The sequence below is a fragment of the Blastococcus atacamensis genome, assembly GCF_002938425.1.
GTDB lineage: Bacteria > Actinomycetota > Actinomycetes > Mycobacteriales > Geodermatophilaceae > Blastococcus > Blastococcus atacamensis.
The window spans coordinates 1-10744 of sequence record NZ_POQU01000106.1; the positions used below are offsets into that span (position 1 = coordinate 1).

Annotated in this window: 13 protein-coding genes; 8 read left to right on the forward strand and 5 right to left on the reverse strand. The window is 74.7% G+C overall.

Features of this window, described 5'->3' with window-relative positions; translation table 11 throughout:
- The 4 genes from C5508_RS17625 to C5508_RS17640 form a co-directional block, all read right to left on the reverse strand.
- A partial coding sequence (locus C5508_RS17625; RefSeq protein ID WP_113684663.1) for a DUF222 domain-containing protein occupies positions 1 to 712 on the reverse strand: 712 nt, incomplete at its 3' end.
- A 116-nt stretch (positions 713 to 828) separates the two neighbouring features.
- The gene (locus C5508_RS17630; protein WP_104526234.1) at positions 829 to 1488 is read right to left on the reverse strand and encodes a hypothetical protein; all 660 of its coding nucleotides are present in this window, start codon (positions 1486 to 1488) and stop codon (positions 829 to 831) included.
- A complete protein-coding gene (locus tag C5508_RS19670) occupies positions 1485 to 2006 on the reverse strand; it encodes a hypothetical protein (RefSeq protein ID WP_157944141.1) in 522 nt (173 codons plus the stop codon). The genes C5508_RS17630 and C5508_RS19670 overlap by 4 nt, the downstream gene beginning before the upstream one ends.
- An 82-nt stretch (positions 2007 to 2088) precedes the next feature.
- Positions 2089 to 3561, reverse strand: coding sequence for an aldehyde dehydrogenase family protein (locus C5508_RS17640; protein WP_104526236.1), 1473 nt, complete (start codon positions 3559 to 3561; stop codon positions 2089 to 2091).
- A gap of 90 nt (positions 3562 to 3651) precedes the next feature.
- Here C5508_RS17640 and rpe point away from each other — a divergent pair, with 90 nt between their 5' ends.
- The 8 genes from rpe to C5508_RS17680 all read left to right on the forward strand — a co-directional run bounded on the left by rpe (position 3652) and on the right by C5508_RS17680 (position 9621).
- Positions 3652 to 4323, forward strand: a complete 672-nt coding sequence (rpe, locus tag C5508_RS17645) for a ribulose-phosphate 3-epimerase (RefSeq protein ID WP_232797257.1) — start codon at positions 3652 to 3654, stop codon at positions 4321 to 4323.
- Positions 4320 to 5396, forward strand: a complete 1077-nt coding sequence (gene ribD, locus C5508_RS17650; RefSeq protein ID WP_232797258.1) for a bifunctional diaminohydroxyphosphoribosylaminopyrimidine deaminase/5-amino-6-(5-phosphoribosylamino)uracil reductase RibD — start codon at positions 4320 to 4322, stop codon at positions 5394 to 5396. The genes rpe and ribD overlap by 4 nt, the downstream gene beginning before the upstream one ends.
- Before the next feature lies 1 nt (position 5397).
- The gene (locus C5508_RS17655; protein WP_104526238.1) at positions 5398 to 6021 is read left to right on the forward strand and encodes a riboflavin synthase; all 624 of its coding nucleotides are present in this window, start codon (positions 5398 to 5400) and stop codon (positions 6019 to 6021) included.
- Positions 6018 to 7358: a bifunctional 3,4-dihydroxy-2-butanone-4-phosphate synthase/GTP cyclohydrolase II gene (locus C5508_RS17660; protein ID WP_104526239.1), complete on the forward strand. Its 1341-nt coding sequence runs from the start codon at positions 6018 to 6020 to the stop codon at positions 7356 to 7358. Before C5508_RS17655 ends, C5508_RS17660 begins: the two co-directional genes overlap by 4 nt.
- Positions 7355 to 7882, forward strand: coding sequence for a 6,7-dimethyl-8-ribityllumazine synthase (ribH, locus tag C5508_RS17665; protein WP_104526240.1), 528 nt, complete (start codon positions 7355 to 7357; stop codon positions 7880 to 7882). The genes C5508_RS17660 and ribH overlap by 4 nt, the downstream gene beginning before the upstream one ends.
- Complete coding sequence (locus C5508_RS17670) at positions 7879 to 8142, forward strand: phosphoribosyl-ATP diphosphatase (protein WP_104526241.1); 264 nt, start codon at positions 7879 to 7881, stop codon at positions 8140 to 8142. The genes ribH and C5508_RS17670 overlap by 4 nt, the downstream gene beginning before the upstream one ends.
- 31 nt (positions 8143 to 8173) lie before the next feature.
- A complete protein-coding gene (gene hisG / locus C5508_RS17675; protein ID WP_104526242.1) occupies positions 8174 to 9040 on the forward strand; it encodes an ATP phosphoribosyltransferase in 867 nt (288 codons plus the stop codon).
- Positions 9041 to 9156: 116 nt separating this feature from the next.
- Positions 9157 to 9621: an SSI family serine proteinase inhibitor gene (locus C5508_RS17680; RefSeq protein ID WP_198598161.1), complete on the forward strand. Its 465-nt coding sequence runs from the start codon at positions 9157 to 9159 to the stop codon at positions 9619 to 9621.
- Positions 9622 to 9633: 12 nt separating this feature from the next.
- Here C5508_RS17680 and C5508_RS17685 read toward each other — a convergent pair whose 3' ends face one another.
- Positions 9634 to 10638 (reverse strand): DUF2877 domain-containing protein, encoded by a 1005-nt coding sequence (locus C5508_RS17685; protein WP_104526244.1) that lies wholly within the window; start codon positions 10636 to 10638, stop codon positions 9634 to 9636.
- Positions 10639 to 10744: the final 106 nt, after the last annotated feature.

Here is a 10744-nt window from a genome sequence, read left to right on the forward strand (position 1 = left end):
CCTCGGGATGGGTCATCAGGGCGCGGAACTCGCTCATCCCGTCCCCGACCGGGCGCACGGTCACGTCCGCGCCGCGTCGCCGCTGCTCCCGCCGCCGATCCGCCGCGGCGGCGTCGCGGGCCACCAGTTCGGCGCGGACCGCCTCCCGCAGCCCGCGCAACGACAGTTCGCCGGCCCGGGGAAGCACCGCGGCCTCCATGCCGGCGACCACCATCGGGTCGGTGTCCGCCCCGGTGGCGGCGACCTCGGCGGCCATCGCCCGAGCGCGGGGCCAGTCCAGCCGCCCCAGCCGCAGCAAGGCGAAGGTGCCCGGCAGCAGCGTGGTGAGGATCTCGGCGTGCTCCAGCAGCGTCACCGCCGCCGCCCGGCTGCAGTTCTGCACCGCCGCCAGCTCATCGGGCACGAACTCGCTCACCCCCGCCGGGCCGACCTCACCCGCGCCCTCGCCACCGGGCAGCGGATCCGCAGGAGCCGGGCGCGCCGCCGCCAGGTCCATCACCAGCTCGACCCGCAACGCCGCCAGCTTCGCCTCGGCCGCCACGATCTGCCCCACCAGCGCCGCCGCCGCCGTAGCGCTGCGGCGGGCCGGCAGCCACGCGCTCAACGGCTCGCCCGACCGGGTGGGGTCGGGGTCGGCCAGCTCCCACTGCGAGGGCGCGGCGTCGACCGACACCACGGTCACCCCGACCGCGAACGCGCTTCCCGACGACATAACCGCAGGCTAGGCCGGGGGTACGACAATTCTCGGCGGACGGCCGAGACCGTCGAGCCCTGCGCCGGGCCTCGCGCCGGACGGCCGCGTCCCGGTCGACCATCCCTGCTCGATCGTCACCGGCTCGCAACCACCACGACGACGGCGACAGCGCCGGTCACGGTGAGGATCACCAGCATGGCGATCGGGAACGACCAGCCGCCCAGCCAGCGCACCCACGTCGGCAGGTCCGGCATCTCGCGGGCCGGTCCGGGCGGATCGGCGACCCAGCGCCGGGCGTCCAGCCACAGCCGCCGGTACTGCAGCGCCCACGCCAGCACCCCCGCGAGCAGCGCGAGCGCACCGGGAACAGCCACCAGCGGCCGGTCCCACGGCGCACCGACCAGTGGGCCGACGGCCACGAGCGGGGGCAGGAGCCACCAGCGCATCCAGACGATCCCGACGGTCTGCATCGCCAGCCGGTCGGCCTTCTCCCGGGCGCCCGGCCCGGGGTCGAGACGGTGCCGGAGGGCGTGCTGGACGCGGTACCCCTGCGCGGTCCGCTCCCGGAGCCGGGGATGCAGCCGGGCGACGGCGAGCAGGACCACAAACCCGAGCACGTACGCGGCGGCGAGCAGCAGACCGGCCCGGCCCGGCAGCAGGAACTGGCCGGTCAGCGCGTAGATGCCGCCGATCAGTCCCAGCAGCACGAGGAGGACCACCGGCTGCCGCGCCCGGGCTCTCCGCTCGGCGGCCGCCCAGTCCACCTGCTCCTCCGGAGCCGACTGCCCGGTCACGAGAAGTCCTCGGTGGGAACCGGCGGCGCCGCGAGCCACCGGTCCGCCAGCGCCTCCTCACGGCGCCGTGCGGCGTCGAGGACCGCCGCCAGGACGAGCAGCGGCAGGACGGGGAGCGCGACCGCGAGGTCGTCGCGCCATCCGGCGACGACGGCGCAGGCGATAGCCGGGACGACGCAGAGGACCGGCGGGCCCCAGCGGTCGACGGCGGACGCGGCCAGCCGCCGGGTCGCGGCGCCGTCGACGGCCGCTCGGAACTCCGGGCCGGGGTCGGCGTGGTCCCGCAGCGCCGTCCGGATGATCAGCTGCTCGGTCCGCGCGGGGCCGTCCACGAGGAGGGACCATCTCTGCCCCAGAGTTGCAGCGACGCTGAGCAAACCGAACCACCCGAACGAACCCAAAAGAGCCACGAACGACCAGGTCATCACCAGCTGGGCGGCGACGACGACGAGCAGGGACCGACGTCCAGCCAGGTCGATTCCGGGCAGCCGTGCGTCGGACCGTCCCGTTCCGCTCACGGGGGCAGCCTAGGAAACGCCGCCCCCGCCTGCGGCTACGTCCGGGCGAGACGCCCCGATCGTGTACCGCCGGATGCAGCGGTCAGAACGGGAACTTCCGCTTGGTGTGCTGGACGCTCACCCAGTGGTCGGTGGTGAACTCGTCGATCGCCCACTCGCCGCCGAAGCGGCCCAGACCCGACTCCTTCTCGCCACCGAACGCGGTGTTGTTCTCGTCGTTGAGCGGTGAGTCGTTGACGTGCGTCATGCCGGCCTCGACCCGCAGCGCGAACTGCACGCCCCGCAGGGTGTCCTCGGTGAAGACGGCGCTGGACAAGCCGTACTCGGTGTCGTTGGCGATGGCCAGGGCGTCGTCCTCGTCGCGGGCCCGGATGATCGTGACCACCGGCCCGAACATCTCCTGACGCGCGCTGGCGACGTCGTTGGTGCCGAGCAGCACGTGCGGCGGCAGCACCGAGCCGATCGGGCCGGTCGGCTCGCCACCGAGGAGCTGCTGGGCGCCGTCGGAGCGGGCGGCGGCGATCTTGTCCTGGATCCCCTCGAGCTGGCTGGCGTTGATGATCGGTCCGATCACGGTGTCGGGCTGGTGCGGGTCCCCGGCCTTGAGCGACCGGGCCCGCTCCACGAAGCGCTCCACGAACTCGTCGTGCACGGAGTCGTCCACCACGATCCGGTTGGTGATCATGCAGACCTGGCCCTGGTGGAAGAACTTCCCGAAGATCGCCGCGTCCACCGCATACCCGAGGTCGGCGTCGTCCAGGACGACGAGCGGGCCGTTGCCGCCCAGCTCCAGCGAGAGCTTCTTCAGCCCGGCCTTCTCCGCGATGCCCTTGCCGACCGGCGTCGACCCGGTGAAGGAGACGACCCGCGGCGTCGGGTGGGAGACGATCGCGTCCCCGATCTCGCTGCCGGAGCCGATCACCACCGACAGCAGGCCCTCGGGCAGCCCGGCCTCCTCGTAGATCTTGGCCAGCAGCAGGCCGCCGGTGACCGGGGTGTCGCCGGCCGGCTTGAGCACGACGGCGTTGCCCAGCGCCAGCGCCGGGGCGACCGAGCGGTTGGACAGGTGCATCGGCACGTTCCACGGGCTGATGACGGCGACGACGCCCACCGGACGGCGGTAGACGCGGCTCTCTTTGCCCTCGATGTCGGCGGGCAGGATCCGGCCCTCGACCCGGTAGGGGTAGGACGACGCCTCGTGGAAGTCGCGCAGGGTGATCGCGTACTCGAACTCGGCGGCCGGTGCGGCGGCGCCGCTCTCGCGGATGTGCCAGTCGACGATCTCGTCCTTGCGTGCCTCCATGATCCGGGCGGCGCGGCGCATGACGTCGGCCCGTTCGCTCGGCAGCCGGGCCGCCCACGCACGCTGGGCCTCCTTCGCCCTCGCGTAGGCCTGGTCGAGATCGTCGGCGTTCGCCAGCCGGATCTCGGTCAGGGTCTCGCCGGTGTAGGGGTCGGTGTCGGTGGCGGTCTTCGCGGAGCTTCCAGGGCGCCAGGTGCCGGCGATGGGCATCCGGTCGAAGCCTTCGTAGCGCGGAGGGGTGTCAGAAGCCATGGGTTGGGGGCTACCCGGTCGTCCGCGACGGACACGTGCGGCACGACGGCCCGCCAACGGTGATCACCGGCGCACCTAGACTCGGCGGACGTGCCCCGGGAACCGATGATCGCGCCCAGCCTGCTGTCGGCGGACTTCGCCCGCCTCGCCGACGAGGTGGCGCGGGTGGCCGACGCCGACTGGCTGCACGTCGACGTCATGGACGCGCACTTCGTCCCGAACCTGACCCTGGGGCTGCCGGTCGTCGAGGCGATCCAGCGGGTCAGCCCGGTCCCGCTGGACTGCCACCTGATGATCACCGACCCCGAGCGCTGGGCCCCGGGCTACGCCGAGGCCGGCGCCCGCAACGTCACCGTGCACGTGGAGGCCTGCCGTGACGCCCGCGCCGTGGCCCGCGACATCCGCGCCGCGGGTGCCCTCGCCGGTCTCGCGATCAAGCCCGGGACGCCGCTGGAGGACCACCTCGACGTCCTGCGCGACTTCGACACCCTGCTGGTCATGAGCGTCGAGCCCGGCTTCGGCGGCCAGTCGTTCATGGCCGACGTGCTGCCCAAGGTGCGGGAGGCCCGCCGGCTGGTCGACAGCGGCGAGCTGACGTTGCTGGTCGAGATCGACGGCGGCATCAACGCCGACACCATCGAGCAGGCCGCCGAGGCCGGGGTCGACATGTTCGTCGCCGGATCGGCCGTCTACGGCGCCTCCGACCCCGCCGCCGCCATCGCCGCGCTCCGCGCGCGAGCGGCAGCGGCGCGACCGGCGTGACCGCGTCCGGCGCAGAGCTGCGGGGGATGGCCCGCGCCCGGGAGCTCGGGGAGTCGGTCCTCGGCACGACCAGCCCGAACCCCGCCGTGGGCGCCGTCGTGCTGGCCGCCGACGGCACCGTCGTCGGCGAAGGCGGGACCAACCCGCCGGGCGGTCCGCACGCCGAGGTGGTCGCCCTGGCCCAGGCCGGCGAACGGGCCCGCGGCGGCACCGCCGTGGTCACCCTGGAGCCGTGCGCGCACACCGGCCGCACCGGGCCCTGCGCCGACGCGCTGCTCGCGGCCGGCATCGCGCGGGTCGTCGTCGCCGTGCCGGAGCCGACGGCGCTCGCCGGTGGCGGCGTCGAGCGGCTGCGCGCCGCGGGGGTCGACGTCGTCGTCGGCGTCGAGCGGGAGGCCGCCGAGCGGGGCGCGCTGGCCGGCTGGCTCACCGGCGTGCGCGAGCAGCGGCCGTACGTGATCTGGAAGGTGGCGGCCACCCTCGACGGCCGGGTCGCGGCCGCCGACGGCAGCAGCCGGTGGATCACCGGCCCCGAAGCCCGAGCGGAGGTGCACCGGTTGCGCGCGGGGTGCGACGCCGTCGTCGTCGGCTCGGGGACCGCGCTGGCCGACGACCCGCAGCTGACCGTCCGGGACGCCGACGGCCGGAACACCGACCGGCAGCCGCTGCGCGTCGTGGTCGACCGGGCCGGCCGCCTGCCCGCTACGGCGCGGGTCCTCGACGACGCCGCCCCGACTCTCGTCAGCCGGGCCGGCACACCGGCACAGCTGCTGGCCGAGCTCTTCGCCCGGGACGTGCGCCGGGTGCTGCTGGAGGGCGGTCCCACCCTGGCCGCCGCGTACCTGCGCGACGGCCTGGTCGACGAGGTGCTCCTCCACCTGGCGCCCAAGCTCCTGGGTGCCGGGGCCTCCCTGGTGGGCGACCTGGGAATTGCCGACATCGGCTCGGCGCTGTCCCTCTCGGTCGCCGACGTCGCCCTCCTGGGTGGGGACGTGCAGATCCGGCTGCACCCCACCCGGCACACTGGTGGGGGGGCCCGCACCGGCGGGAACGTTCCGAACGGAGGGAGTTGAGGTGTTCACCGGCATCGTCGAAGAGGTGGGCACCCTGGCCGCTCGGCAGGACCAGGGCGATTCCGCCGTCCTGAGCATCCGCGCCCGCACCGTCCTGACCGACGTCTCGCTCGGTGACTCCATCGCCGTCAACGGCGTCTGCCTCACCGTCACCGGCGTGCAGCCCGAGGCCGACGGCACGGGCGTCTGGACCACCGACGTGATGGCCGAGACGCTGCGCCGCAGCTCGCTGGGCGCGGTGGTCGAGGGCGCTCCGGTCAACCTGGAGCGCGCCGTCAGCCCGCACACCCGGCTCGGCGGCCACATGATGCAGGGCCACGTCGACGGCATCGGCACGGTCCTCGCGCGCACGCCCACCGAGCACTGGGAGGTCGTGCGCATCGGCCTGCCCGCCGGGCTCGGCCGCTACGTGGTCGAGAAGGGCTCCATCGCCGTCGACGGCGTCTCGCTGACCGTGAGCGCGGTCGGCCCGGTCGCCGACCCCGAGCCCTGGTTCGAGGTCAGCCTCATCCCCACCACCCTCCGCGAGACCACGCTCGGCGCGCGCGCCACGGGGGAGACCGTCAACCTGGAGGTCGACGTGATCGCCAAGTACGTGGAGCGTCTGCTGGAGGCCCGCTCGTGAGCGCGCCCGGAACCCGGCTGGACTCCATCGAGGCCGCCCTGGCCGACATGAAGAGCGGCAAGCCGGTCGTCGTCATCGACGACGAGGACCGCGAGAACGAGGGCGACCTGATCTTCGCCGCCGAGCTCGCCACCCCGGAGCTCGTCGCCTTCATGGTGCGCTACACCTCGGGCTACATCTGCGTGGCCGTCACCGAGGCCGACGCCGACCGGCTCGACCTGCCGCCGATGCACCGCGTGAACCAGGACCGGCTCGGCACCGCCTACACCGTCACCGTCGACGCCCGCGAGGGCGTGACGACCGGCATCTCGGCGTCGGACCGGGCGCACACCATCCGGACGCTGGCCGCCGCCGAGACCACCTCGGCCGACCTCGCCCGCCCCGGTCACGTCGTCCCGCTGCGGGCGCGCGACGGCGGCGTGCTCCGGCGTCCCGGGCACACCGAGGCATCGGTGGACCTCGCGATGCTCGCCGGCCTGCGCCCCTCGGGCGTGCTGTGCGAGATCGTCAGCGAGAAGAACCCGATCGGCATGGCGCGCGCCGAGGAGCTGCGGGTCTTCGCCGACGAGCACGACCTCTGCCTGATCTCCATCGCCGACCTCATCGCCTACCGCAAGCGGTTCGACAAGCTGGTCGAGCGGGTCGCCGAGGCGGTCGTGCCGCTGGCCCCGGGCACGTTCACCGCCGTCGGGTACCGCAGCTCCTACGACGAGCGCGAGCACGTCGCCTTCGTCTACGGCGAGATCGGCGAGGGCGAGGACGTCCTCGTCCGCGTGCACTCGGAGTGCCTCACCGGCGACGTCTTCGGCTCGCTGCGCTGCGACTGCGGCCCCCAGCTGCAGGCCGCCCTGGCCGCGGTGGCGCAGGAGGGGCGCGGCGTCGTCCTCTACATCCGCGGGCACGAGGGCCGTGGCATCGGCCTGCTGCACAAGCTGCAGGCCTACCAGCTGCAGGACATGGGCGCCGACACCGTCGACGCCAACCTCGACCTCGGGCTCCCGGCCGACGCGCGCGACTACGGCACCGGGGCCCAGATCCTGGTCGACCTCGGCATCCGGACCATGCGGCTGCTGACCAACAACCCGGCCAAGCGCGCCGGCCTGGAGGGCTACGGCCTCCGGGTGCTCGGCCGGGTTCCGCTGCCCAGCCACGTGACCGCCGAGAACCTCGGCTACCTGCGCACCAAGCGCGACCGGATGGGCCACCTGCTCGACATCATCGAGCCGGAGACCGAGTCGGGGCCGGCCGACACCGTCCCGGCCCCCGCGGACGCCCCTGGGGCCACCACCGTCCCCGGCACCGACGTGCCGCTGGGCCAGGCGGAGCAGCCGCTGTGAGCGGGGCCGGAGCACCCGAGGCGCGCCCTGTCGACGCGTCGGGCCTCTCGCTGGGCATCGTGGCCACGACCTGGCACGCCGAGCTGACCGGCACGCTGCTGGGCCGCGCGGTCGCCGCGGCGCAGGCGTGCGGCGTCGCGACACCGACCGTCGTCCGGGTGCCGGGCGCGGTGGAGCTCCCCGTGGTCGCCCAGGCCCTGGCCGAGCGGCACGACGCCGTCGTCGCCCTCGGCGTGGTCATCCGCGGCGGCACCCCGCACTTCGAGTACGTCTGCGACTCGGTCACCGCCGGACTCACCCGTGTCGCCCTGGACGCCGGCAAGCCGGTCGGCAACGGCGTCCTCACGACCAACGACGAGCAGCAGGCGTGGGACCGCTCCGGCCGGTCCGGCTCGGCGGAGGACAAGGGCTGGGAGGCGACGATCGCCGCCCTGCAGACCGCGCTCGTGCTCCGCGAGCTGCGCGTGCCCCCGCGGCAGACCGGCTTCTCGATCACCCCCGCCGCCCAGGAGGCCCGACCGTGAAGACCTTCGACGCGCTGTTCGCCGAGCTGACCGCCAAGGTGGCCGACGGCGACCCGGCGTCCGGCACCGTGGCGGCCGTCCGCGACGGCGTGCACGCCGCCGGCAAGAAGGTCGTCGAGGAGGCCGCCGAGTCCTGGATGGCCGCCGAGCACGAGGGCGAGGAGCGCACCGCCGAGGAGATCAGCCAGCTCCTCTACCGGGTGCAGGTGCTCATGCTGGCGCGTGGGCTCACCCTCGACGACGTCTACGCCCACCTCTGAGACCAGCCCCCACGATCAGGGAGATCCACCAGTGCTGCGCATCGCCGTGCCCAACAAGGGCGTCCTGAGCGAGCCCGCCGCGGAGATGCTCGCCGAGAGCGGGTACCGCCAGCGGCGCAGCACCAAGGACCTCGCGGTCTACGACCCGGACAACGACACCGAGTTCTTCTACCTCCGGCCGCGCGACATCGCCGTCTACGTCGCCTCCGGGACCCTCGACGTCGGCATCACCGGCCGCGACATGCTGCTGGAGACCGCCCCGGCTGACGGCGAGGGCCCGGCCGCGGTCGAGGTCATGCCGCTGGGCTTCGGGCGGTCGTCGTTCCGCTTCGCCTCCCCGCTGGACTCGGGCATCGAGCGGGTCGACCAGCTGTCGGGCAAGCGGGTGGCCACCGCCTATCCGGTCCTCCTGCAGCGCTACCTCGCCGAGTCCGCCATCTTGGCCGACGTCGTCAAGCTCGACGGCGCGGTCGAGACCGCCTGCCGGCTCGGTGTGGCCGACGCGGTCTGCGACGTCGTCGAGACCGGGACGACGCTGCGCGCGGCGGGGCTGCACATCATCGGCGACCCGGTCCTCACCAGCGAGGCGATCCTGGTCCGCCGCGAGGGCGCCGAGGAGATCCCGGCCGTGGCCCAGCTGCGCCGCCGACTGCGCGGCGTCCTGGTGGCCCGCCAGTACGTGATGCTCGACTACGACTGCCCCAACGACCTGCTGGCGAAGGCCACCGCGATGACCCCGGGCATCGAGGGCCCCACGGTCAGCCCGCTGCAGACGCCGGGCTGGTCCGCCGTCCGCGCGATGGTGGCCAAGGCCGAGACCAACCGGGTCATGGACGAGCTCTGGGAGCTCGGGGCCCGGGCCATCCTGGTCACCAGCATCCACGCCTCCCGGATCTGATGAAGGACCACCCTTCCCCCCACGCCTCGCAGGCTCGGCGCGGGGCCCTGAAGGGTGGCCGTTCCAGGACGTCACCGAGGCTCGCGGCGGCCTCCTGCTCGGGGGCCGCGCTCGCCGTGCTGTCCGTGCTGCTGCTGGGCGCCTGCGCGTCCGGACCGGCCGACGACGCCGCCGGGCCCACTGCCGGCTCGTCCGCCGAACCGAGCGCGGCCGATCCGGGCTCGGCGGCCGGGATCGAGCAGACGCAGAACGAGCTGCGCATCGACGTCGATCGGGGGGACGGCCGTCCGCCGGAGTCCTGGACCCTGGTCTGCGCGGGCGTCGTCGAGGGCACCCACCCGCAGGCCCAGGCGGCGTGCGACCACCTCGCCGGCATGACCGAGCCGTTCGCGCCGTTGGCCGGGGACCTCATGTGCACCGAGCAGTACGGCGGGCCGCAGACCGCGCGCATCACCGGCCGCTGGGCAGGGGAGCCCGTCGAGCTGGACCTGTCCCGCTCCGACGGCTGCCGGATCGCGCAGTGGGACGGGCTGGGCCCGGTGCTGCCGATCCCGGTGGGGGTCGACGCCCCGCTGGGTTGAGGGTCCGGCGGGTCAGCGTCGGGTGGTGCGCTCCACCAGGTCGATGGCGGTGCACAGCCCCAGTGCCATCGCCCGGCCGCTGGTCGCGCCGCCGTCGAGCAGCCGGTCGACGGCCGGTGCGAGGGGGCGCTCGCCGACCAGGCCCCGCAGGACCGCGCCGTACTCCGCGCTCACCCGGCCGGCGGCTGCGTGCCGGAGCAGCGCCGCCGACAGGTCGCTCGTCCGCCCCGTGGCCAGGCCGCAGACCCCGGCCGCGACCCGGTCCGCGGCCGGGTGCCCGAGCAGCACGAGCCCGGCGATGGTGCCGGCCATGACGTCGTCACCGGCGGGGGTGAGGCCGGGGCCGGAGCCGATCAGGCGGGTCGCGGTGCGGAGGGCGGCCTCCAGATCGGCCCGGCGGACGGCTCCCCGCAGGGCGGCGAGCGGCCCGCCCGGACCCGTGGGCAGGCCGGGGAGGGTGAAGGAGCTGTGCGGCACGCCCTCGCCGTAGAGGCTGTTGCGCAGCTGCCGCACTCCCTCGGGCAGGAGGGCCGGACGGCCACCGGGCAACCGGGGCCGGGGGTCCCACCAGGCCGCCGCGCTGACGGCCAGGTCGCCCACGACCATCCGTCCACCACCGACCTCCGCCGGAGCGCCGGGGGGCAGGGCCACCAGTGGTCGCCCGTTGCCGGGCCGGAAGAGGAAGCACGCGAGGGGGAGCCGGACGGCGTCGCTGGTGAGGATGCCGACGACGTCGCTGCTGGTGCGGTCACCGGCGACCTGCAGGTAGACGGCGGTCGGGGTGCTGAGCAGCACCCGGGCCTGGCGCACCGGCCCGCGGAGCAGTGCGGCGACGCCGGTGCTCGCGGCTGCGGGCACCGCGGTGACGGCCTTCGCCGACCGGGCGGTGCGGGCAGCAGCCTGTGCCGAGTTGCGGGGGAGCGGGATGGTCGGCACGCCGGCGCGTGCTGCCCGGCCGCCGAGCTGGGCTCCGTCGCTCGTGCCGGTCCGGACCGTGGTGTCGTCGATCGCGCGCATCTCTGCCTCCACCCGACGGGACGGAGAAGACCGGTGAGTCGGTCCCCTGCCGCTCGATCCGGCCGCTCGGGGGAGGGTGGGGCGGTCCCCGGAGGGAGCGCATACC

Bases quoted from the DNA above. Each gene is read 5' to 3' on its own strand.
- C5508_RS17640 (WP_104526236.1), bottom strand. From the start codon at position 3,561: ATGGCTTCTGACACCCCTCCGCGCTACGAAGGCTTCGACCGGATGCCC.
- C5508_RS17685 (WP_104526244.1), bottom strand. From the start codon at position 10,638: ATGCGCGCGATCGACGACACCACGGTCCGGACCGGCACGAGCGACGGA.